The 23465-nt window shown below is 43.1% G+C and carries 19 protein-coding genes; 15 read left to right on the top strand and 4 right to left on the bottom strand.

Translation table 11 applies throughout. From position 1 onward, the window contains the following. Window positions 1-154 precede the first annotated feature (154 nt). Both GZN30_RS17745 and dld read left to right on the top strand, forming a co-directional pair. The gene (locus GZN30_RS17745) at window positions 155-1279 is read left to right on the top strand and encodes a fatty acid desaturase (protein ID WP_075652758.1); all 1125 of its coding nucleotides are present in this window, start codon (window positions 155-157) and stop codon (window positions 1277-1279) included. Between the two features lie 355 nt (window positions 1280-1634). Beyond that, complete coding sequence (dld, locus tag GZN30_RS17740; RefSeq protein ID WP_075652759.1) at window positions 1635-3341, top strand: D-lactate dehydrogenase; 1707 nt, start codon at window positions 1635-1637, stop codon at window positions 3339-3341. 112 nt (window positions 3342-3453) lie between these two features. Here dld and dbpA read toward each other — a convergent pair whose 3' ends face one another. Together dbpA and folE are read right to left on the bottom strand one after the other, a co-directional pair. Beyond that, on the bottom strand, window positions 3454-4830 hold the full coding sequence (dbpA, locus tag GZN30_RS17735) for an ATP-dependent RNA helicase DbpA (protein ID WP_075652760.1): 1377 nt from the start codon (window positions 4828-4830) through the stop codon (window positions 3454-3456). 139 nt (window positions 4831-4969) lie between these two features. After that, window positions 4970-5623: a GTP cyclohydrolase I FolE gene (gene folE / locus GZN30_RS17730; protein ID WP_075652761.1), complete on the bottom strand. Its 654-nt coding sequence runs from the start codon at window positions 5621-5623 to the stop codon at window positions 4970-4972. Window positions 5624-5804: 181 nt separating this feature from the next. Between folE and moeA the strand changes: the two genes are divergently transcribed. The 4 genes from moeA to GZN30_RS17710 are packed head-to-tail and all read left to right on the top strand — an operon-like array spanning window position 5805 to window position 9058. Beyond that, the gene (moeA, locus tag GZN30_RS17725; protein WP_075652762.1) at window positions 5805-7040 is read left to right on the top strand and encodes a molybdopterin molybdotransferase MoeA; all 1236 of its coding nucleotides are present in this window, start codon (window positions 5805-5807) and stop codon (window positions 7038-7040) included. A gap of 8 nt (window positions 7041-7048) precedes the next feature. Beyond that, the gene (gene moeB, locus GZN30_RS17720; protein ID WP_075652763.1) at window positions 7049-7798 is read left to right on the top strand and encodes a molybdopterin-synthase adenylyltransferase MoeB; all 750 of its coding nucleotides are present in this window, start codon (window positions 7049-7051) and stop codon (window positions 7796-7798) included. A 51-nt stretch (window positions 7799-7849) separates the two neighbouring features. Then, window positions 7850-8170 carry a hypothetical protein gene (locus GZN30_RS17715; protein ID WP_075652764.1) on the top strand — a complete coding sequence of 107 codons (321 nt, stop codon included), beginning with the start codon at window positions 7850-7852 and terminating at the stop codon, window positions 8168-8170. A gap of 57 nt (window positions 8171-8227) precedes the next feature. Further along, window positions 8228-9058, top strand: coding sequence for a sulfurtransferase (locus tag GZN30_RS17710; protein WP_075652765.1), 831 nt, complete (start codon window positions 8228-8230; stop codon window positions 9056-9058). An 82-nt stretch (window positions 9059-9140) separates the two neighbouring features. On the opposite strand, the gene GZN30_RS17705 is transcribed toward GZN30_RS17710, so the two are convergent. Continuing rightward, on the bottom strand, window positions 9141-10136 hold the full coding sequence (locus GZN30_RS17705; protein WP_075652766.1) for a sugar-binding transcriptional regulator: 996 nt from the start codon (window positions 10134-10136) through the stop codon (window positions 9141-9143). Window positions 10137-10610: 474 nt separating this feature from the next. Here GZN30_RS17705 and tal point away from each other — a divergent pair, with 474 nt between their 5' ends. Together tal and tkt are read left to right on the top strand one after the other, a co-directional pair. Then, entirely contained in the window at window positions 10611-11561 is a 951-nt protein-coding gene (gene tal, locus GZN30_RS17700) for a transaldolase (RefSeq protein ID WP_075652767.1), read from the top strand. An 81-nt stretch (window positions 11562-11642) separates the two neighbouring features. After that, window positions 11643-13634: a transketolase gene (gene tkt / locus GZN30_RS17695; RefSeq protein ID WP_075652768.1), complete on the top strand. Its 1992-nt coding sequence runs from the start codon at window positions 11643-11645 to the stop codon at window positions 13632-13634. A gap of 65 nt (window positions 13635-13699) precedes the next feature. On the opposite strand, the gene GZN30_RS17690 is transcribed toward tkt, so the two are convergent. After that, the gene (locus tag GZN30_RS17690; protein WP_075652769.1) at window positions 13700-13939 is read right to left on the bottom strand and encodes a YdcH family protein; all 240 of its coding nucleotides are present in this window, start codon (window positions 13937-13939) and stop codon (window positions 13700-13702) included. Between the two features lie 302 nt (window positions 13940-14241). Here GZN30_RS17690 and GZN30_RS17685 point away from each other — a divergent pair, with 302 nt between their 5' ends. From GZN30_RS17685 to GZN30_RS17655, 7 genes are all read left to right on the top strand, one after another. Beyond that, window positions 14242-17325, top strand: coding sequence for a response regulator (locus GZN30_RS17685; RefSeq protein WP_075652770.1), 3084 nt, complete (start codon window positions 14242-14244; stop codon window positions 17323-17325). Window positions 17326-17341: 16 nt separating this feature from the next. Next, a complete protein-coding gene (locus tag GZN30_RS17680; protein ID WP_075652771.1) occupies window positions 17342-17821 on the top strand; it encodes a hypothetical protein in 480 nt (159 codons plus the stop codon). A 1-nt stretch (window position 17822) separates the two neighbouring features. Next, entirely contained in the window at window positions 17823-18878 is a 1056-nt protein-coding gene (locus GZN30_RS17675; protein ID WP_075652772.1) for a porin, read from the top strand. 455 nt (window positions 18879-19333) lie between these two features. Further along, window positions 19334-19780, top strand: coding sequence for a DUF4402 domain-containing protein (locus GZN30_RS17670; protein WP_075652773.1), 447 nt, complete (start codon window positions 19334-19336; stop codon window positions 19778-19780). Window positions 19781-19810: 30 nt separating this feature from the next. Next, on the top strand, window positions 19811-20233 hold the full coding sequence (locus GZN30_RS21490; RefSeq protein ID WP_075652774.1) for a DUF4402 domain-containing protein: 423 nt from the start codon (window positions 19811-19813) through the stop codon (window positions 20231-20233). After that, window positions 20230-20919 carry a fimbrial biogenesis chaperone gene (locus GZN30_RS17660; RefSeq protein WP_075652775.1) on the top strand — a complete coding sequence of 230 codons (690 nt, stop codon included), beginning with the start codon at window positions 20230-20232 and terminating at the stop codon, window positions 20917-20919. The genes GZN30_RS21490 and GZN30_RS17660 overlap by 4 nt, the downstream gene beginning before the upstream one ends. Window positions 20920-21047: 128 nt before the next feature. Continuing rightward, the gene (locus GZN30_RS17655; RefSeq protein WP_083627264.1) at window positions 21048-23348 is read left to right on the top strand and encodes a carboxypeptidase-like regulatory domain-containing protein; all 2301 of its coding nucleotides are present in this window, start codon (window positions 21048-21050) and stop codon (window positions 23346-23348) included. Window positions 23349-23465 lie beyond the last annotated feature (117 nt).

Here is a 23465-nt window from a genome sequence, read left to right as displayed (position 1 = left end):
AAGGATTCAATCCATTATCCATACTATTCATTAACAAAAAAAAAGCAAAAAAATCCAAAAGAAATTCTCGTTCACAAATTGCAACACTAGCAGTTTGACTTACAAGTGTACGCTGATATTCTAGCGCACACTTGTTCGCTTAAAGGATAAATCAATGCGTTCTGCCGAAAAGCCACCCCTGATTTGGCTAAATGTTTCATTATTTCTGATCAGTTTTGTTTTTGCTGTTATCGTCACACCTTGGTACGGATATCACTATGGATACAGTATTGAGCATTGGGTATGGCTGATTGTTGCATTCTCGTTTTGTAACCTCTCTATTACCGCAGGCTATCACCGCTTATGGTCACATAAAGCGTACCAAGCTCATCCCTTCCTTCGTTACGTTTTTGCTATCGGCGGGGCTTTTGCGCTACAAAATAGTGCGTTGCACTGGAGTTCCGATCATCGCGTGCATCACAAGCATGTCGACAACAATGACAAAGATCCTTATTCGGCAAAACGTGGATTCTGGTTTTCTCACATCGGTTGGATGCTGCGTAACTACAACCAAGATACGTACAGCGACTACACCAATTGCCGCGATTTACAAAAAGATTCTGTGGTGATGTGGCAACACAAACATTACTTATTACTGGCGTTCCTAACTAACCTAGGTTTCCCTCTGTTACTAGGCGTAATATACGGGGATATCTGGGGCATGCTGCTAGTTGTCGGCGCACTGCGTCTGGTACTGAGCCATCACACCACCTTCTTTATTAACTCTCTGGCGCACATTTGGGGAAGCCAACCTTATACCGACAAAAATACCGCACGTGATAATGGTGTATTGGCGTTTTTTACCTTTGGTGAGGGATACCATAATTACCACCATATATTCGAGAATGACTACCGCAATGGCATTTATTGGTGGCAATACGACCCAACGAAATGGATGATCAAGTCATTTCAATGGCTAGGCTTAGCGGAAAAACTGAGAGAAACACCATACTTAAAAATTGAACAAGCCAAAGCTAAACAAGCGCTAAAACAAGCGATGGCACGAATTGAACACAATCCTGAAAAGCTGATGTTAAAACAAAGCTTACAGCATGAATTTGATTTGATGATGAAAAAGCTCAACGATTTTTACTCGTTGAAAAAACAGCTGGTTGAGCAAAAGAAAAGTAGCTTAGTGGAAAAATATGAGCGCTCATTGCTACTTATGCGCTATCAAGAAATGAAAGCAGAATTTAAGTCTCAGCAAAAGAGCTGGAACGCCATCCTGACGCATTGCTAGTGCTGTTTTATCGTTTAAACCTATTTGGGAGCGCATTGTCGCTCCCTTTTTCTTGAACGAAATCACACTTAATTCCCGAGCCCATCAGTCTACCGCCAAATGTTTTATATCATTTTTGGAATTAGTGCTGTTTATTTTTAGAATTAATAGACAAATCCAATCTCGCTATATCACTGAAATAATTATAATTCGTTCGATTTTGCGCAAATCAAACCACTCATTTCTAACCAAACCATGATCACCCTCTCTAGTCTCGACCATTGAATGTTATTAGACTGTAAAGCAATTATTTCAGACAAAGATCTGTTAGTTAGCCTCACCTCTTAGCGCCAAGAAACGTAAACGCAGGAAGCCCATGAATAACCAAGCATTGATTAACCAATTCGAACAAATTGTCGGTAAAGACAATGTCTTAACCCAAGAGAACAAGACGGAATACTATCGCTCTGGTTTTCGCTCTGGTAAAGGCAAAGCGCTCGCCGTGCTCTTCCCGTCCACGCTAGTCGAACAATGGCGCTTGCTGCAAGCTGCTGTTGATGCCAATTGTATTATCATCATGCAGGCTGCCAAAACCGGTTTAACCGAGGGTTCAGCACCAAGTGGTGAAGACTACGACCGCGAAGTGGTGATCATCAACATTACCCGAATTAAAACACTCCACCTTATTGATGGTGGTAAACAAATCGTCAGTCTACCTGGGGTGAGTTTGCACCAACTAAGTAAACAGCTCGATCAAGTTAAACGCGCGCCTCATTCGGTGATTGGCTCTTCTTCAATTGGCGCAACCGTGGTCGGCGGTATTGCCAACAACTCGGGTGGCGCATTGGTCAAACGTGGTCCAGCTTATACAGAGCTCGCCTTATTTGGGCAAGTCACCAAAGAAGGCAAACTCGAACTGGTGAATCACCTTGGCATTGATGGACTTGGTGACACGCCAGAAGAAATCCTCGCCAACGTTGAGAAAGGCAACTTTAGCCCTGATCAAATTCAGCACACACAAGCGATGGCTTCTGATCGCGAATACGATCAACGAGTACGAGATGTCGACGCTGAAACGCCTTCTCGTTTTAATGCTGATTCACGTCGACTGTTTGAAGCAAGTGGTTGTGCCGGAAAATTAGCCGTATTTGCTGTTCGCGTCGATACGTATCCTGTTCCCGACAAAGAACAGCTGTTCTACATCGGCTGTAACGATCCAGCTAAGCTCACTATGCTGCGCCGTGACATGTTAAGTCAGTTTAAAAATTTGCCGGAAATGGGCGAATACATGCACCGCGACATTTTTAACTTGGCAGAAAAGTACGGTAAAGACGTCTTCCTTTCGATCAATCACCTCGGCACAGATAACCTGCCCAAGTTTTTTGCGCTTAAAGCAAAAGTCGAAACCATACTTAAGCGAATTCCTTTTGTCTCAAAAGATTTACCAGACATTACCCTCTACTGGTTAAGTAAACTCTTCCCGCAACACTTACCTAAGCGAATGCTCGAATATCGCGACAAATACGAGCACCACTTGATCTTAAAGATGAGTGATGACGGTATTGATGAGGCTAAGCAGTATCTTGCTGAGATTTGGTCAAAGCAACAAGAGTGTGAGTACTTTGAATGCAGTGCCGAGGAAGGTAAAAAAGCCCTGCTACATCGCTTTGCCGCCGCGGGTGCCGCGATACGTTATGAAGCGGTACACGCCAAAGAAGTGGAAGATATTTTGGCACTTGATATTGCCCTGCGCCGCAATGATATCGACTGGGTTGAAAAGCTACCTGACGAAATTACTAAAGATATGGTGATGGGTTTGTATTACGGTCACTTTATGTGTCACGTGTTCCACCAAGACTATATTTTCAAAAAAGGCGCCGATACCAAGAAAATCAAATCATTGATGCTAAAACTGCTCACAGAGAAAGGCGCAAAATACCCAGCTGAGCATAATGTTGGGCACCTTTATGAAGCAGAAAAGCAACTGCAAGCCTTCTACCATTCTCTTGATCCAACCAATACCTTTAACCCTGGTATCGGCAAGATGAGCAAGTATAAGCGCAACTGTAGTTGCTGTGGTTAACCAGCTTTAATAAAAACTCTACCAGCGATACAACTTTAGTTGATAAATAGGCGATAGAAAAAGCCCGAGCATTTTATTGCTCGGGCTCTAATATAAGGTCGCTAGTTAAGCATTATTTCATAATGCGCGCTTTAAACGCTTTGCCTTTCATCTTACCGTTTTGCAGTTGTTTAAGTGCAATTTTCGCTACACTGTTTTCAACCGCCACGTAAGAGACCATTGCCATAATGTTAATCTTACCGATGCGCTTACCATCAATGCCTGCTTGCTTAGTCAGTGCACCCATAATATCACCAGCACGTACCTTCATTTTCTTACCGCCAAGAATTTGAATCGTCGTCATCTCTGCGTAGAAAGGTTCACTGTTTGGTTTGCTAGGCGCGACTACCGGGCTAACTTCGATATCCATGTACTCTTCAATCAGCGCAACACGGTAACCGTCTTTTTCGCCATAGAAGCTAAATGCTTGACCTTTCGCACCCGCACGACCAGTACGACCAATGCGATGTACGTGTACTTCTGGATCGCGAGAAAGCTCAAAGTTAAATACTGCATCTAGGTTCTCAACGTCTAGACCACGTGCTGCTACGTCAGTCGCAACTAGAATCGAGATACTCTTGTTAGCAAACATGGTTAACGCTTGATCGCGCTCGCGTTGCTCCATGTCACCATGCAGCTCAACCACACTAAAGCCACGGTGAGTTAGCTCATCCGTTACATTCATCACTTCTTTCTTAGTGTTACAGAACACTACAGACGATTGTGGGCGGTGAGTTAATAGCAAAGCTTCTAACGCGTCATCACGCTCTTGCGTGGTATCTAGCTTATAGAATGACTGCTCAATGGTTGACGTTTGGTGGGTCGACTCTACTTTCACCATCAGTGGTGTTTTGGTAATGCGGCTAGCAATCGCTTCAATTTGTTTAGGGAAAGTTGCACTAAACAGCAGCGTTTGGCGTTGCTTCGGTGCCTGCTCGATAACCGCATCTAATGCTTCTTGGAAGCCCATTTCAAGCATGCGGTCCGCTTCGTCTAGTACCAGCGTGTTTAGCTCATCTAGATTGATGCGACCTTTGCTTAGGTGATCAAGAATACGACCAGGCGTACCAACTAAAATATGCGCGCCATGTTCAAGTGAACCAATTTGTGGTCCCATCGGCATACCGCCACACAAAGTCAGTACTTTGATGTTATGAATACCGCGTGCAAGCGTACGGATCTCTTTCGCTACTTGGTCAGCAAGTTCACGGGTTGGACAAAGCACCAATGACTGTACACGAAAACGCTTAACGTTTAGGTTGCTTAGCAGTGCAAGTGAAAACGTTGCGGTTTTACCTGAGCCCGTTTTACCCTGACCAATCACATCTTTACCTTCCAATAACGCAGGCAAGCTCTGAGCTTGAATTGGCGTCATTGTGGTGTAGCCCAATGTGTCTAGTGTGGTCAGCAGTTCGTTTCTCAGTGGCAGGGTTTTAAATGAATCTGTCACAATCTCTTCTCGTCGAAATTGCTATCTGCATAACTATCGCTATTCGTATGTGCCAAGCATTATGCAGCAAGCTAAAAATGGCTAAATAAAAAAACCGCCTCATACGAAGCGGTTTTCCGTAATCTGGGGATAACCTAGGTTATCGTAAACCGTGCAAAAATTCTGCTCGTGTTGCTGGGTTGGATTTAAAGATCCCACCTAGCGCAGTGGTTGTCGTTTCACTGGTTGCATCCATCACACCACGAGATTTCACGCAGTAATGCGTCGCATCGATAGTCACCGCTACGTCATCTGACTCTAATAATGTCTGTAGAGCAACTAAGATCTGCTGAGTCAAACGCTCTTGTACCTGTGGGCGTTGAGAGAAAAAGCGTACGATGCGGTTAATTTTTGACAAACCAATAATCTTTCCGCGCGGAATATACGCTACTGCCGCCTTACCATCAATAGTAACAAGGTGATGTTCACAAGTACTGGTCAACGTAATATCTTTAACTCTCACCATCTCACTCACATTCATTTTGTTCTCAATGACCGTGATTTTCGGGAAGTTTTGATAGTCCAAACCAGAGAAGATTTCATCGACATACATCTTCGCAATACGATGCGGCGTTTCTTCTAAACTGTCGTCAGTAAGGTCAAGATCGAGTAGAGATAAAATCTCTCTCATATGATATTGAATTTTTTCCTTTTTTTCTTCTCGACTGAACTCGCTCGGCACCATAGGTGTCTCGAGTCCACGGCTTTCAAGCGCATCTTTTACTAACTTCGCTGATTCGCTAAGACCTGACATTCCACTTCCTCTTATTACTCCTCGCGGATGGCTGACAAGGATACTCGGATTTGAGGGCAATTACACCCCTATTTTAAGCGTGGGCATTGGTTTGCGGGCGATCCAACGTTACAGCCTTCTTATTGTCGCGTCGAAAGTATGGTAAAGTTAGCCAAAACTAGAAAGACATTAGGATTCATACATGGGTTGCTGTGACGCTCCGGGCTTGATGCCAATCGAAGAAGCGATGGATAAAATGCTATCGCGCATTAAACCGATTCAAACTACCCTACAATTGCCGCTTGCTGAGGCGTTAGGTTATGTTTTAGCCGAAGATATTCTCTCTCCTATTTTCGTGCCACCTTTTGATAACTCTGCAATGGATGGCTACGCTGTTCGCATCAACGATCTTGCAGAGTCAAACACCCTGCCTCTTGCTGGTAAATCTTTTGCCGGACAACCGTTTGAAGGTGAATGGGCGCAAGGTACGTGCGTGCGTATCATGACGGGAGCAAAAATCCCTGAAGGTTGTGATGCGGTTATCATGCAAGAAAATACCCAGGTCACCGAGCAAGGTATTCTATTTCTGCAAGAAGAAGTCAAACCTCAGAGCAATATTCGCCCAACCGGTGATGACATTAAGCAAGGCGATATCGTATTGCCTAAAGGCGCTCGCCTGTCTCCACGCGATATCCCGATGATTGCGTCACTTGGCGTAAGCCATGTTGTGGTGGTACGTAAACCAAAAGTTGCCTTCTTCTCGACTGGTGACGAGCTTAAGCCTCTTGGTGAACCGCTGGCTGATGGTCAAATTTACGACAGCAACCGCTATGGCATTAAGCCATTGATCGAGAACTTCGGTTGTGAGCCAATTGACTTAGGCATTATTCCTGATTGCCCACAAACACTGAAAGAGACATTTGAACAAGCGCAAATGCTTGCCGATGTGGTAGTGACATCTGGTGGCGTAAGTGTTGGCGAAGCTGACTACACCAAAGATATTCTTGAAGAACTTGGTGAAATCGGCTTTTGGAAACTGGCGATTAAACCGGGTAAACCTTTTGCATTTGGTAAGCTCTCTACCGCTTGGTTCTGTGGACTGCCAGGCAACCCGGTTTCTGCGGTACTGACCATGTATGTTTTAGTGCAGCCAATGCTTGCCAAACTTGCGGGTCACACTGAATGGAAAGCGCCAGAATCGATTCCAGCCACAACCAAAACCGCGTTCAAAAAAGCGCCGGGACGTACCGATTACCAACGTGGTATCTACTCGTTAGAAGATGGCAAATTTGTGGTTGAAACCACAGGTAACCAAAGCTCTGGCGCCTTCCGTTCTATGAGCCTAGCTAACTGTTTCGTGGTTCTAGAGCGTGAACGTGGTCGTGTAGAAGTTGGCGAAACTGTCCAAATTCAACTGTTTAATTCGACGTTGTACTAGGAGCGCTGGTGGAGATCTTATCTGATCAAGAAATGCTAAGGTACAACCGTCAGATTGTACTCAAGCAGTTTGATTTCGAAGGACAAGAAGCGTTAAAGCAAGCCTCTATTTTGATTCTTGGCGCTGGCGGTCTCGGATGTGCATCGAGCCAGTATCTCGCGACTGCTGGTATTGGTAAATTGACGCTTATTGATGATGATATCGTAGAGTTATCAAACTTGCAGCGTCAGGTACTTCATCATGATGCGGATATTGGCAAAAAGAAAGTTCAATCAGCTGCAGAGTCATTAAAACTGCTTAATCCATTTATTCAAGTGGATACCATTGGTAGACGCTTAAATGATGATGAACTACGTGTACTGATTGAAGCGCACACTTTGGTGCTCGATGCTTCAGATAACGTTGATACCCGCAATCAACTCAACCGCTTATGTTACCAAAGTAAAACACCATTGGTTTCCGGTGCGGCGATTCGTATGGAAGGTCAAATTAGCGTATTTACCTACCAAGATGAAAACGCCCCTTGCTACCAATGTTTGAGTAGCCTATTTGGTGGCGGCGCTTTAAGTTGCGTTGAAGCGGGTGTAATGGCACCTGTCGTTGGCATCATCGGCGCAATGCAGGCGATGGAAGCAATTAAGGTGATTGCCAACTACGGCACACCTAAACAAGGCAAAATTTTGATCCTCGATGCGATGACAATGTCATGGCGTGACATGGGATTAATGAAGATGCCGAACTGCTCAGTATGTCGCTAAATAATCCGTTGGATTAGATTCAAGCAAAAGCGATAAGGAGAAAGGCAAGGAATGAATAACCCGAAAATTTTTCTTATCGCTTTTTTGTTTGCTTGCCTACTGCTAGCCAGTTTATTGCTACTAAAAACCAAGCAGACGACACAAACGATCCAAGCCACTGTAACCTCGCAGACATTAACTCAGTCGCTCGATGGTCATCGACGTTATCTTAACGTCATTACGTCTGAGCAACGCTCACTACTGGTCACCTCTCCAGCTCAAATCGATTGTCCGCTAGGTTCCACTGTGGAACTCGATGTCGAAAGTACATTATTGCAACGTGATAAAAGCTACCGCTTTAAAGCGTGTTATCCCAAACAGCCAAACCAATAAACGTGACATTGTCACCACATTTTTATCTTAACGATAAACACACGATAAAGGACTGTTATGTTTCCACTCATCACCGCCGAACAATTAGCTCAGCTGAAAGAGCAAAATGCGCAAGTTGTCATCCTTGATGCAAGTATTGAATTCCAAATCCCAGCAGAAGGTGAGAAAGATAAAATAAACAAAATTCCTGGCGCACTGCGCTTTGACTATGACAAAGTGTTCTGCGACCAAAACTCACCACTGCCTCATATGATGCCGACACAAACGCATTTTAATCAACAAGCTCGCGCATTGGGTTTAAACAATGAGTCAACGATCGTGGTTTACGATAACAGCGGTACACTAGCCGCGCCGCGCGCATGGTGGATGCTCAAAACAATGGGACATAACCAAGTGGTTATTCTTGATGGTGGGCTACCAGCGTGGAAACAGGCAGGCTTTGCCACTACAACGGAATACGCAGCGCCGAGCGCAATCGGAAATTTTGACGGTCAGCTCAACCCAAGCGGCTTTTTGTCCGCAGAGCAAGTACTCGCAGAGATTGATAACAGCCAAAGCTTAACGGTCGATGCTCGCTCAAAAGCGCGCTTTAACAAAGAAGTCCCTGAGCCGCGCCAAGGTGTGCGCAGCGGTCATATTCCTAATTCCGTTTGTCTACCCTTTGCCGAGCTCATTCAAGACACTCGAGTTAAGAGCGTTGAACAGCTACAACCTATTATTGAGTCTGCGCTTGGGGATAAAGATAAGCAGTTTATTTTTAGCTGTGGTTCAGGCGTGACTGCCGCTATCTTATTACTTGCGGCGTATATTTGCGGCTATCAGAAATTATCCGTTTATGATGGCTCTTGGACTGAATGGGGACAACGCGTCGATCTCCCTATCGAATAAGGTTCATCGCTGCATTGCGTGGTCCGCATATAACAAAAACCCCAACATAAGCTTGGGGTTCTTTAGTTCAAAGCAGCAGCAATTATGACAGCTTACTGTCTGCGATTTGTTCATCTAGGTTTAGCACTGTCAATGCATTACTTACGCTGGTTGCAATCACGTCAATCGCTCCGGTTCGCAGTGCTCCAAGCAATGCCAGCGGTTTACTATTTTCAGCCGCTATCGCGATCACTTCGGAAATCGATTTAAACTCATCAATGCCCAAGCCAATCACACGATCACTCATCACCGTTGATGCCGCTACGCCGTGAATATCAAAGAAGTCATAACCGGCAAAATCACCCACTACGCCTTGTAACATACGCGACTGAACAACTTCGTCTGCGGTAAACCATCCTAAATCCACCATGTAGCTATTCTCGCTCATGTCGCCAATACCAACCAAAGCAACATCGGCTTTACGTGCTAAGTCTAATGTTTGCTTAACCGTCGCATTTTGCATAAATGCGAGTTTCTGTTCGCGGTTTTCCGCATAAGCGGGAGCATAAAGTGTTTCAGAACTGCCGCCATAACTCTTCGCAAATTGGCGACAAATATGGTCAGCATTAAACATGCCGCCTCGCGGGTGAATACCACCGATACCACAAACAAATTTGACATCTTTCTGCGGGATAACACCAACATGGTGCGCCACTGCCGACACGTTTCTTCCCTGCCCAACCGTCATTACCGTGCCATTTTGTAGTGTACTCGCAAGGTATTTTGATACTAAACCTGCCACTTGAAGTCGTTGTTGCTCTTCGCTTGGCTGATCTAAAGCCACCAATGCACGCTTAACACCAAAGCGATCAATCAAGCGCTGTTCAATCTTAGCGCTAAATACCGGGTGATATTTCACAGTAATTTCGACAATACCTTCATCGCGAGCTTGTTTGAGCAGTCGCCCTACTTTGGCTCGAGAAATTGAAAACTTCTTTGAGATCTCTTCTTGCGTTGCACCATCTTGGTAGTAAGCCACCGAGATTTCGGTAAGCAAGTCAGTGCTATCTAAGGAACTGTCTTGGTTAATGTTCGCCATAAACTTTAAATACTCTTAAAAAAGATAAGCAGTTTGCTGATATTGATTGTACGCAAACATGAGCAACCGCTCATTGACTTAGCATATGTAACACTCGCATTTTACCCGAACTTTTGCTCAACACAATGACACCTGCTCACAGTTTTTGTTTTCTACTTTAGCTTCCCGCTAGGCGTTGCTGTGCAAAGGCAAACGTTTAATTCATTTAGCAAAACAAATTGGCGAAATTAATCTTGATTTACGTCACCTAATTTAGCACTACCTGATTGACTTTATCGCTCATTAAGATAAATATGAATCCATCATTTACTCATCGCAAGAACAAATGCTCAAAGCAAATGCTCTTCCGATAGAAAGATTTCTGCTAACGATTAGAGACGGTCTATTTTTAACCATGAACTATTCGTTAACTCGCTTGCAAATGTCAGGGCTAACTCAAGATTGAGCACTGACAAAGAAATAGGATGATCGATTATGAGCAATAAATTAGAGCAACTTCGTAAGCTAACCACAGTTGTTGCAGATACTGGCGAAATTGACGCAATTAAAAAGTACCAGCCAGAAGATGCGACAACCAACCCATCTCTAATTCTAAAAGCGGCTCAAATTGCTGAGTACGCACCACTTATCGACCAAGCTATCGCATACGCGAAAACTCAAAGTTCTGACAAAGCGCAACAAGTACAAGATGCTTGTGACATGCTTGCAGTAAATATCGGTAAAGAAATCCTGACGACTATTCCAGGTCGCATCTCTACAGAAGTAGATGCGCGTCTTTCTTACGACACCGAAGCGAGCGTTGCGAAAGCTCGCCAACTTATTAAGATGTACAACGATGCGGGTATCACTAACGATCGCATTCTGATCAAACTAGCGTCAACTTGGGAAGGTATCCGCGCGGCAGAAATCCTAGAGAAAGAAGGCATCAACTGTAACCTGACACTACTATTCTCATTTGCTCAAGCGCGTGCTTGTGCTGAAGCCGGCGTATTCCTAATTTCTCCTTTCGTCGGTCGCATCATGGACTGGTACAAAGCGAAAGAAGGTCGTGATTTCGAAGCACAAGAAGATCCAGGCGTACTATCTGTAACCACTATCTACAACTACTACAAAGAATACGGCTACAACACGGTTGTAATGGGTGCAAGCTTCCGTAACATCGGCGAAATTCTTGAACTTGCTGGCTGTGACCGTCTAACTATTGCCCCTGCGCTTCTTGCTGAACTAGAAGCGGCTGAAGGCGAAGTGGTTGAGAAACTGATTGACTCTAAAGGCGCATCAGAGCGTCCAGCGGCAATGACTCACGCTGAATTCCTATGGGACCACAACCAAGATGCAATGGCAGTTGAGAAACTGGCAGAAGGCATCCGCAACTTCGCGGTAGACCAAGGCAAACTTGAAGAGATGATCGCAGCTAAGCTGTAATCCAACGAATAAAATAAGGGGAACGTTTGCGTTCCCCTCTTCTTTTCCCTATTTAGAAATTAACCCTATCTGGTATTTATTATGGATCGTAAACATTTAGCTAATGCAATCCGTGCGCTAAGCATGGACGGTGTACAACAAGCAAACTCTGGTCACCCAGGCGCACCTATGGGTATGGCGGACATCGCTGAAGTTCTTTGGCGCTCTCACCTAAACCATAACCCAGCAAACCCAGAATGGGCTGATCGCGACCGTTTCGTGCTGTCTAACGGTCACGGCTCAATGCTAATTTACTCACTACTACACCTAAGTGGTTACGAGCTATCTATTGACGATCTGAAAAACTTCCGTCAATTGCACTCTAAGACGCCAGGTCACCCTGAGTATGGTTACGCACCAGGTATCGAAACAACCACGGGTCCTCTAGGTCAAGGCATCACCAACGCAGTTGGTATGGCAATGGCTGAAAAAGCACTGGCTGCTCAGTTCAATAAAGAAGGTCACGACATTGTTGACCACCATACTTACGTGTTCATGGGTGACGGCTGTCTAATGGAAGGTATCTCGCATGAGGCATGTTCTCTAGCAGGTACACTTGGTCTTGGTAAGCTAATCGCATTCTGGGATGACAACGGTATCTCTATCGATGGTCACGTAGAAGGTTGGTTCTCAGATGATACACCGAAACGCTTTGAAGCGTACGGCTGGCACGTAATCCCAGCGGTTGATGGTCACGATGCAGAAGCGATCAATGCTGCAATCATCGCTGCGAAAGCAGACCCACGCCCAACGTTAATCTGTACTAAAACCATCATCGGTTTTGGCTCGCCAAACAAATCAGGTTCACACGACTGCCACGGTGCACCACTAGGCGCAGAAGAAATCGCAGCAGCGCGCGAATTCCTAGGTTGGGAACACCCAGCATTTGAAATCCCAGCTGACGTATACTCGCAATGGGATGCAAAAGCAGCAGGCGCTGACAAAGAAGCGGCTTGGAACGCAAAATTTGACGCGTACGCAGCGGCATACCCTGCAGAAGCGGCAGAGCTTAAGCGTCGTATCAACGGCGAACTGCCTGCTGAGTGGGAAGAGAAAGCAAGCCAAATCATTGCTGACCTTCAAGCAAACCCTGCGAATATCGCATCACGTAAAGCATCGCAAAATGCACTAGAAGCATTTGGTCAAATGCTACCAGAATTTATGGGCGGCTCTGCTGACCTAGCGCCTTCTAACCTAACCATGTGGTCGGGTTCTAAGTCTCTAGAAGCAAACGACTTCTCTGGTAACTACATTCACTACGGCGTACGTGAATTCGGTATGACCGCGATCATGAACGGTATCGCGCTACACGGCGGTTTTGTTCCTTACGGTGCAACCTTCCTAATGTTCATGGAATACGCACGTAACGCAATGCGCATGGCTGCTCTGATGAAAATTCAGAACATCCAAGTTTACACGCACGACTCTATCGGTCTTGGCGAAGACGGTCCAACTCACCAACCGGTTGAGCAAATCGCGTCTCTACGTCTAACACCAAACATGAGCACATGGCGTCCATGTGACCAAGTTGAGTCAGCAGTAGCTTGGAAACTGGCGATTGAGCGTAAAGATGGTCCATCAGCACTGATCTTCTCACGTCAAAACCTAGCGCAGCAACCACGCTCTGCTGAGCAAGTGGCTGACATCGCTAAGGGTGGTTACATCCTTAAAGATTGCGCAGGCAAACCTGAGCTAATCCTAATCGCAACAGGTTCTGAAGTTGAACTTGCAGTGAAAGCGGCAGAAGAGCTAACAGCAGCGGGTAAAGCAGTACGCGTTGTATCTATGCCTGCTACTGATGCATTTGATAAGCAAGACGCCGCTTACCGTGAGTCAGTACTGCCATCAGATGTGACTGCACGTATCGCAATTGAAGCCGGTATTGCTGACTTCTGGTACAAGTACGTTGGCTTTGATGGTCGCATCATCGGTATGACTACCTTTGGTGAGTCAGCACCAGCTGACCAGCTGTTTGAAATGTTTGGCTTCACAGTAGAAAACGTTATCAACACCGCCGAAGAATTACTCGCGTAATTAGTCTCATATAAATAAAACACCCGCATCTCGCGGGTGTTTTTGTATTGATGGAAACCTAGTTACTATTTAGGAGTTATTCGCTGGTAGAGTGAGTCTTTCAGAACTGCCCTACTGTGTTTCAGTTTATTCATTTCTGCATCATCAATCGGCGCGCCTCGCAACTCGAGAACCCGTATCTCTTTATCTAGCGAATTGTATTCTTTTACATCATTAGCAAAAGATAAGTCACTTTGACTTAATTTATGAATAACTTCTCCATGCTCTGGAAACTCATTTAAAAGGGAATGATCTTCTCCTAACATAACAACTCCTTGAATCTAAGCCTAGTTACATACACAACCTGCTCTATCGAGCATTACCTCTAAGTGTAGTTGGCATTATTCATCACTGCTGATGAGCCTCAGATTCAGCCTTTCTAGAATGTGTAAATATTTTTGGTCACACATTTCGCTCTTTTTCCAATGTGCAACATCGCCTTTACTCATTAGGAGCCAGATCTCACATTGTCAAAAAATCATATTTAGATCACTTTGTTACACTAGACTAAACCAATGGCTGTTCTACACTTTTCATATTAGTTGGCTTGGTTTGGATATATTTAATAATGATAAATTGGAGTTCTTGGCAGAACATATCGCTTAAATACAAGCTTTATGGCTTGGTGTTGTTGCCTATTGCATTGCTGATTTATCTTGCAATGTTACAGATTAAAACTATCAACAACAGTACAAAATCACTCATAGAGGCGACAGACACTACCAGCTTTCTTCGCGGGGTATCTAGCGTCTACTCGCCATCTGACACATCGCTTTCTGCTTCGTCTCTTAATCTTCTGATACCCAAAGTATATCCTTCACAGTCAGCAGATGATGTCAGAGATATAGTGCAAAACCTTATTTCGACCAAACAACAGCTCTTACAAGATCTGAGTATCGAGGATAGGCTCGATAACTTCGAGTGGCAGGCTGAGCTCTACCATCAATTATTGCTTAGTCTCGAAAAGAAAGAGTTTGCCAACTTACCTGAGGATGTTCGTAGTAACATTCAAGCACTAATCCAACTTGAATGGATGGTATTTTGGGCTAATGAAGAAAATCAATTAAGTAATATTCTGATCAGCGCTTTCCAAAACTATGGCGAGTACGACCAAGATATACGTGACCAAATAAACACCCTTATCGAAAGACAACAACTTTTCATAGAACGATTTGTTAATCTGAATGCTAACCCTGAGCAAGTCAAATTGATGATGCAGGCGTTTAGTAATTCCGCTTTTTCGCACAGCCAAAAATTTCGACAAAACTTAGCGAGCTTGAGTAACCTCGCCTCACTCAATAGCCAAATGACCCAACTGGGTATTGAAGCGATGAATACTCGCTTAGACCTATTGAACAACGTTGGTGATACGATTGAATTTCAGATTACCAGCAGCATTGAGCAATCTATCCAACAAGCTCATTTTGAGCGAAATCTCTATATTGGTCTGGTCTCTCTATTGACCGCACTGGTCATCTTTGTTGCCTTTAAACTGACAAGACACATTACTCAAAACCTCAATATGGTCGTCGAGTATTTGAAGTGTGATGACGACAAGAATCTTATTCAACTGAGTAAATCAATTCACGGCAAAGACGAATTAGGTCGCTTCGCGCGTGAAGTCGAGCGCATTACGATAGAACGTAAACTCGCTAATGAGCGCTTAACCCAAGCCAAAGTCGATGCGGAGAATGCCAAAGATGCCGCGGTTCGGGCAAATCGCGCCAAAAGCAGCTTTCTCGCCAATATGTCACATGAAATTCGCACTCCGTTAAATGGTGTGATCGGTATTTCTGAAGTGTTGTCTGAAACACAACTCACGGCTTCACAACGAGACTATGTCGATACTATCGAAACTTCATCCCAACTCTTACTTAGCTTAATCAATGACATTCTCGACTTCTCCAAAATTGAGTCTGGCATGTTACTGATTAACCAGCACTCTACATCCATTCGTGAGGTAGTGTATGACGTCGCAGCAATTGTTGCGCCTAAGATTAAAGAGAAAGGTCTGCAACTGCGTGTATCCATCGAATCAAATATCCCACATAAAGTATTGGTAGACGATCATCGCCTTCGCCAAACGCTAATGAACTTTATGTCCAATGCAGTCAAGTTCACCAGCAATGGATATGTGGAAATCTCGGTAGCGGTTAAGGGAACGACGAGTGAACAAGTTAATTTAGAGTTTGCCGTCACTGATTCAGGTGTCGGTATCGATGCGGAAAAGCAAGAGCAAATATTTAAGCCATTCGCTCAGGAAGATGAATCAACCACAAGAAAGTTTGGCGGTACAGGTCTGGGTCTAGCAATCAGCACTCAACTGGTTGAAATGATGGGAGGAGCAATCCAACTAAAGTCTGAAAAAGGCATTGGCAGTCGCTTCTCGTTCACGCTACAAGTCGCTGTTGAACAGCAAAACTATCAGGACACGAGCAAACAAAATAATATTTGCCTGATCGGCACAGCAGTTGAATCTAAATCCGATTTAATTCATGAGCTAGAGTTCTATCGTCAAACAATCATCGGTAACTATTCTTCACTGGATGAATATAACGAGAAGTCACCACGAGCTGATCACGTGGTTATATTCGTTGAGTCCGAGACCATCAATTTAATGTCTTGTCAGCAAGACCTCAAAGCCATCGCGCAACAAAAGCATGTGTGTATTGCTCGCTTGTTCAATAGTGTGCCGTTTGAATTTTCTTCCGAGATCCACTCAGTCGTTACTCAGCCTTTATATGGTCAGCGTCTCTTCAATGCCGTTACTTCTCGAACCATTGATGTAGTTCAAGTTGAAGGCGAACTACTCGCTGAAAACAGTGCAGAAAAATCCGTGCTCGTGGTTGAGGATAACGCGGTGAATAGGAAAATTACCGGGTTGCACTTATCCAATGCTGGTATCAATTATGAAGTCGCGCATGACGGCGCGGAAGCGGTACAAATGTATACCTCTCATCCAGAGAAATACTCGTTGATCCTGATGGATTGCATGATGCCGATCATGGACGGATTCGAAGCCACAAAGCAAATTCGTCAGTTTGAAAGTAGCGCGGTTAAACAAGTCCCTATTATTGCGCTAACGGCAAGTATTCTCGATGAGGACATAGAACAATGTTATAGCGTGGGTATGAATGATTATTTGGCAAAACCCTTCAAAGGGGACGCATTAATCATCAAAGTTTGTCAATACACACAAGTAGAACCTGCGCTTCCTAGTGCTGATATCGAAAACTACCCAGTTGAAGCAGAAACAACCAAAGAATCGATATCACAAGACAGCAGCAAAATTCTGCTGGTTGAAGATAATTCTGTTAATCAGAAAGTTGCATCCCTCATTCTCGAAAAAGCTGGCTATCAGTACGATATCGCCGAGAATGGTCAGATCGCCGTCGATATGTATCGCAAAGAAAATGGTTATCACCTCATCCTTATGGATTGTATGATGCCAGTAAAAGATGGGTTTGAAGCCACGAGAGAAATCCGCAGGTTGGAACAAAAGCAGGGACTGGATAAAACGCCCATTATTGCATTAACCGCAAGCGTTATTGATGATGATATTCAGCGCTGTTTTGACTCCGGTATGGATGCGTATTTAGCCAAGCCTGTGCGTAAGAAAAACCTTATCGATAAAATTGAGAGTCTCGTTTAGAGCTAGGACATGTGAAATGGAACTTTTAACAAAAAGCCACAGAAATATTTCTGCGTATGTCGGTAGCGCCATTCTATACCTAGTCACTTTAGGTGTTTCGCTCCCCTGCCACGCTTTGGCTGCAGAGCAATACGCGATTTTCACCTTGAATGACTCCATTGGGCAAATGTCGGTATTAAAAGCTCGCAAGCTCTATCGAGGCAAAGCAAAGTCAATCAATGGGCAACGCTTTGAACTTGCTGACTGGCCTGCCAATAGCACGGAACGAGAGGAGTTCTACCGCTACTTACTCGGAAAAAACACAGCACAGATGAATGCACACTGGGCGGCGCTCTCTTTTTCAGGTAAAGCACGACCACCAAAGGAGATTTCAGATTCAGAAATAGAAAGTTTAATTCAGTGGATGGAAGAGAAACCTAACCGTATCGGCTATGCGCCTGTTGATGCAATTCCAATTAATGCCAATGTCCTTTTCGTTGTAAGTGAGGAAAATTAATATGTCACGATCTCTTCCCGTTCTGATCGGTTCTTTGCTTATCGCTCCTTATGCGGGTGCCAACTATGACATCACCGATAACGTGGCATTAAGTGGGTTCGGCTCTACGTCATGGGCAAAGAGCAACAATGAGATGCCATTGTTAATCAATCGCGATATCTCTGATTCAAGTTGCTTTGACTGTGATACAACGCTTGGATTGCAGTTAGATATCTACTACGAAGCGTTTAAAGCCTCTGCACAACTCGTTAAGCGACCACAAGACGATTGGAGTAACCCCGAACTAGAATGGGCATATGTAGGCTACAACAATGGACCGTGGACAGTGCAGCTTGGGCGTCTACGCAATCCGCTGTTCCTTTACTCAGAATACTATTACGTCGGGCAAGCTTACACGCCAGCAAGACCGCCTGGTGAAGTCTACAACAGTATACTTGGTATCACTTTCTATGAAGGGGGCAGTCTTACTTACACCTATGATTTTGCGGAAGAATATTCTTTAGCTATCACGCCCTTTTTTGGGTTAGAAGACAACAAAAAGATTCAGCTAAATGACGTAACGTTATTGGAATTGAACACTCACAATATGCTGGGTTTAAATTTCACGCTGTCGAATGACAATTCAAGATGGAATTTATCTTATTTAAAATCAAAGTATGACCAAAAAGTCACTTTGTTTAACTTTTCATTACCGGAAGAAAAAGACAATACAATTGAGCTTTTCTCACTGGGTGCTGAATACGAATTTGATAATGTTACCCTTACCGCAGAAGCGCAAAAAAATGACCGAACTTACTCATGGTATCTGATGAGTGCTATACAACTTAATTCATTCAAACCCTATCTGTCCTATGCGCAGCAATACAATGATGACCACAAATTAGACGGTGATAGTGTTCTACTCGGAACCAGATACGATCTACTTTACAATGTATCTTTAAATGCCGAGTGGCAGTACTTCAATGCAGAAGAAGATCAAAATGGCTCATTCATTGACACACCGAATTCAAAAAATCACGCTCAGTTATTTACTATCATGATTAATTTCGTATTTTAATGATAATTGATGATTGCCCATTCACATGGGCATCATACTTTATATACTCTTCAAGCCACTTAGAAACCGAAAGTCAACCAACCTCCCTCTAATATAAACCTTATAAGTAACGCGGACATTTTCTGAATTTCGTAATTCAAATCAATAATCTAGAGACTTATAAAATCTTAAAAGTAATTATTCGTCTTACTAATGAGAAAAATATTAAAAACAGCACCTATTTTCATCAAATAAGCACAAATTTATTTGTTATTGGTCGCACAACGACACGCTGCAATATTGTAGAAATTGATACAAATTTAAACTTACCGTAACGTTCAAGTCGATTAGTAAACTTAATCACTAAAAAAAAGCGCAAAATTAAACTTTTTAATCATCATATTGGCGCACATACATAGCTCAATAACATGACCTAGAAACAACCCTTTCTATTGGTCTAAACAAAGGGATTTACTATGAAAAATCTAGTTAAAGTAGTGGCAGCTTCTGCAATCGCTCTATCTACATCAAATGTTATCGCTTCAAATACGGCAAGCACAACTTTCAATGCCAGTATTCAAGTTGTTCAAGCTCTTGAAATTGCAAAAACTCAGGATCTCACATTTCCAAAAGTATACAGCACTCAAACAGGCAAAGTAACGGTCAATGCTGCTGATGCCACTGCAGCTGTTTTCACGGTGACAGGTGAAGAAAACAATATAGTTGACGTTGAAGTTGCAAACACCAACGTAACGAATGGCTCAGACTCATATGCATTGAGCTTTCTCACAGATCCAACGCTGACGATAAGTGGCGATACTGAGTTAAGAATCGGTGGTGAAGTTGACTTCCTCAACAACGGACCTATCCCTTCAGGGACATACACCGCAAACGCAATCAACGTAAAAGTCACATATCAGTAAATCATCTGTGAATGTTTTGCTTATTGGGCTATGAAGTTAGTTAGTACCGTTGTAGCGATATTATGGAGTGGACTCACTTTTTCGAGTCCACTCGAGATAATAAAAAATACTAACGGAATACATTTCAATAATATCATCACAAATCACAACAATGTTAATGCAATAAAGCGACAGCTAACAAAACACGAGTCTTTTATTTTTAAAGTTAAAGGGGAACCAGGTAAAACTTTTCAAGTATCACTGCCAAACAAGCAACATTCAAACTTAAATGAAAATAACCTCCATTTCTTAAATTTTACATTTGGTTGTGCCCTATCAAACCTTGGAATATCTACCATACAACCGAACGGATACAGCAAAGAACTCTGCATTGGGGCAAAGATAACGACCAAGTCTCGACTCAGTCCCGGCAACTATAATAATCACATTTATATAAAGGTTACCTATTTATGAGGCACATTTTCTCTCTATGCTTAGTGGTATTTTCTTTCCAATGCTTCGGTCAACTAATTATCGCACCGACTCGATTAGTTGTTGATGACACACGCACAACAACCGAAGAATTCATCGTAGAGAACACCTCTAACAATCCTATTCGGTTGGAAATAGACTCGGTATATAAGCCAATTTCAAATACTGAAGTAGTGAGAAACCACCCAACCATTCACAGCATCGAAGATATATCAGACAGAATACGTATTTCACCGCCTGTCATTCGCAACCTTAAACCAGATCAGCGTCGAACAATCCGCGTTCAGATATCTACTGATGATTCACTCGCTGAAGGTGAATATCGTACGTACCTACGGTTTTCGCCAACCGAAAAAAAAGTAAAAAACTCTATCAGCAACACAGACTCAGAGGGCATACACTTGGATTTACATTTTGCAGTGGAGTCATTTATTCCAATTTATTTGCAAAATGGACAACCTAAACAACAAGTAGAGTTTACCTGTAGCAAAGATAAACTCGTCATTGAGAACACTGACAAATTCCAATTCAATGCCTGGATTGAAAGCTCACATAACCGCAAACAAAAAATTGTTCTGTTGAGAGAATCCACACAAACCAAAACAAAAAAACATGATGAGACACTGACTGTATCTGTAGACGACGATATTTTATTTAAGTGCTTGTAACAAGAGCTCTCGTTGCACTCATACTTGTCCAGTTAACTCTGCTACAAACAGTATTTGCAGAGGAACTTTTCTCTGCTTACGTTGAAATTGATTCTGTTAGTGAGAGAGACAACTTTTATCGAGTGATCATGGATGAAGATGAAGAGCCATTCCTTAATGTCGAGAATGTTGCTCTTTATCTTCTATCCTTACAAGGTCAGTGCATAAACAATGTGTGTCGTTTCCATTTACCGGATGACATAGGATTAGAGAAGCCACCTTACTATTTCAATCTAAACACCTCTGAATGCCGCTTTTCCGATGAAAAAACATCAAAATTACGTTCAATTATCTTTGAGCAAGAGACCTATATCCACTGGCAGTCTTTAGAAGAGTGCTTGCCTATTCGAGTCCACTGGAACCTAGACGAGTACAAACTGACACTAACCAAATTGTTTAAAACGCTTGCAGAGCTTGAGAAAAAAATTCAAAAAATGAAAAAAGATGCTCGAGACGAAGCTCTAGCTATAGCATCAAAGATGCAACCTCAAGTCTATCTACCCTCTGAAGAATGGGGATTTTCATCTAGAGCATTAGTTGCACTTGGATATGATAATATTGAAAAATCTAAAACATATGTCCTGTCAGATTCACTCATCAGCAACTCAAATACTCTTACCCAAATTTCAATTGACTCACGTAATGAAGATATCCTTGATTACTATAATCTCGCCTACCAAACCGATGACGGACAAGGCACCGCGCAAATTGGCAACGTTCTTGTTGATGGCAGTATTTTTTCTGATAGTTGGCAGTTTAATCATGGTTTCTATTATACCAACCGTCATAAACAGACTAGCTTTGGCTCAGTCAAAATCCAAAATAACACTAAACCAAACATTGAAATTGACTTGCTAGTCAATGGAATTTATCGCAACACATACAATTCCGACTCATTTGGTCGCTTTACTATTGACGAACAAAATATCTCACCAGGGGATACGCTTACTTTTCGCTATTATCTAGGTGAAGGGCTTTGGTCAGAAGAGGATCTCATTGTAGCTGGCATTAATGAGCAGTATCTTCCAAAAGGAGAATGGCTATCCAAAGTATATGTAGACCTAGAAAGTGGCAAATCAGGTGCGACACAACTCTCTTACGGCCTAGGAGAGTATGTTACTGTTGGAGCGTCTTTTTTTAAAACAGACGCTGATAATTTCATCGGTTTGCAAAATCAAATACTCGCAACACATTGGTTATCAACTAGTTTGGGTTGGTTGCCAGAATTAGAACTCTGGCCAGTCGAAGTGGACATGCTATTTAGCCGACACCAATCACTTGCACTAGAGCTAAACAAGACCGATAGCTTGGACCCTAAAAGCACAATTTATCACCGCCTTGGCTACAGTTGGTACGGTCCATTTGCATCACTTAATCTTAATGTCATCACTGACGAATTTGGACATACAGTTTCGTCAAATATCGGTAAAAAAATAACTGATAATATTTACCTATCCTATCGGCCAGAATATCAATATTTCGATGTTAGCAATTACAGCAAAACTCATCATGAGTTCGAGTTAACTAACAGCGGTATAAGCGATTTATCATGGGGCGTGACTAGTAGATTTGACAATTTAGGCAGGCATCAAACAACAAGCCTGCGCCTGCGTGGTGATTGTTCAAAAGCCTGCTACTTCAGTGAAAACACCAATCTCACAACGAGTATAAGTATGATGTACGATGACACAATTTCTTCATTCAATTGGTATAGCTCATTCATACTCGCGTTAAACCCTCATGTTTCACTAAACCTCTCCGGCAATGATGAGAGTTTTGAGTTTACAGTCGAACTTAAGCTAGCCGGTCAAACAAACCTAACCCAAGCGTTCACGGACCGAGTTCTCTGGGATGAATATAGCTACTCAAAAGTGGAAGGTAGGGTAACTGACCAAGAAGGAAACCCCATCGCAAACGTTAAACTCAAACTGCTGAACCAAAATGCGCGCACAGACAACAATGGATACTATCAATTCGATCATATTCCTGCTCGCAAAAAGATTCCATTAACCATTGATGAGAGCTCACTGGATCTGAGTCTAACGACAAAAGACAACCCTGTGTTACTCAATACTCGTGAAATATCATCTACGACAGTAAATATTATATTGAACAAAACATTTGGCATTGATGGATTTGTTAACATTAAATCTGGAGAGACTGCCTATATCTATTTCAAGCATCTCAATAAGAGAGAAGAATATGCCAGCGTTGTAGAAGAAGATGGGTTCTATATGGTAGAGGGTTTAGTCGAAGGTCACTATATGGTTACATTAGAAGTCGATGGCAACGAGTACGTTAAATCTATGACTCTCGATAGCGATTTCTGGATTAGTGATTTAAATTTTGACCTTGATGATTTTGAACCTGTCGAAAGCGAATCGTTGTGAGTAAGCCAAGGTAATGCCATCATTTTCTCAAAAAAGTTAAAATAAACGTTAGAATTACTTAACCATCCAATTGCCGACCCAGTGCGCTATTGTACTTAAACTCATTCTAGCTTCTTA

The organism is Vibrio ponticus, from assembly GCF_009938225.1.
Classification (GTDB): Bacteria; Pseudomonadota; Gammaproteobacteria; order Enterobacterales; family Vibrionaceae; genus Vibrio; species Vibrio ponticus.
Note: the sequence above shows the minus strand (reverse complement) of the source record. Positions and strands in the feature narration are given on the sequence as shown.

Coding starts and splice junctions, on each gene's coding strand:
- GZN30_RS17745 (WP_075652758.1), top strand. CDS start 155: ATGCGTTCTGCCGAAAAGCCACCCCTGATTTGGCTAAATGTTTCATTA.
- dld (WP_075652759.1), top strand. CDS start 1,635: ATGAATAACCAAGCATTGATTAACCAATTCGAACAAATTGTCGGTAAA.
- folE (WP_075652761.1), bottom strand. CDS start 5,623: ATGTCAGGTCTTAGCGAATCAGCGAAGTTAGTAAAAGATGCGCTTGAA.
- moeA (WP_075652762.1), top strand. CDS start 5,805: ATGGGTTGCTGTGACGCTCCGGGCTTGATGCCAATCGAAGAAGCGATG.
- GZN30_RS17715 (WP_075652764.1), top strand. CDS start 7,850: ATGAATAACCCGAAAATTTTTCTTATCGCTTTTTTGTTTGCTTGCCTA.
- GZN30_RS17710 (WP_075652765.1), top strand. CDS start 8,228: ATGTTTCCACTCATCACCGCCGAACAATTAGCTCAGCTGAAAGAGCAA.
- GZN30_RS17705 (WP_075652766.1), bottom strand. CDS start 10,136: ATGGCGAACATTAACCAAGACAGTTCCTTAGATAGCACTGACTTGCTT.
- tal (WP_075652767.1), top strand. CDS start 10,611: ATGAGCAATAAATTAGAGCAACTTCGTAAGCTAACCACAGTTGTTGCA.
- tkt (WP_075652768.1), top strand. CDS start 11,643: ATGGATCGTAAACATTTAGCTAATGCAATCCGTGCGCTAAGCATGGAC.
- GZN30_RS17690 (WP_075652769.1), bottom strand. CDS start 13,939: ATGTTAGGAGAAGATCATTCCCTTTTAAATGAGTTTCCAGAGCATGGA.
- GZN30_RS17685 (WP_075652770.1), top strand. CDS start 14,242: ATGATAAATTGGAGTTCTTGGCAGAACATATCGCTTAAATACAAGCTT.
- GZN30_RS17680 (WP_075652771.1), top strand. CDS start 17,342: ATGGAACTTTTAACAAAAAGCCACAGAAATATTTCTGCGTATGTCGGT.
- GZN30_RS17675 (WP_075652772.1), top strand. CDS start 17,823: ATGTCACGATCTCTTCCCGTTCTGATCGGTTCTTTGCTTATCGCTCCT.
- GZN30_RS17670 (WP_075652773.1), top strand. CDS start 19,334: ATGAAAAATCTAGTTAAAGTAGTGGCAGCTTCTGCAATCGCTCTATCT.
- GZN30_RS21490 (WP_075652774.1), top strand. CDS start 19,811: ATGAAGTTAGTTAGTACCGTTGTAGCGATATTATGGAGTGGACTCACT.
- GZN30_RS17660 (WP_075652775.1), top strand. CDS start 20,230: ATGAGGCACATTTTCTCTCTATGCTTAGTGGTATTTTCTTTCCAATGC.
- GZN30_RS17655 (WP_083627264.1), top strand. CDS start 21,048: ATGGATGAAGATGAAGAGCCATTCCTTAATGTCGAGAATGTTGCTCTT.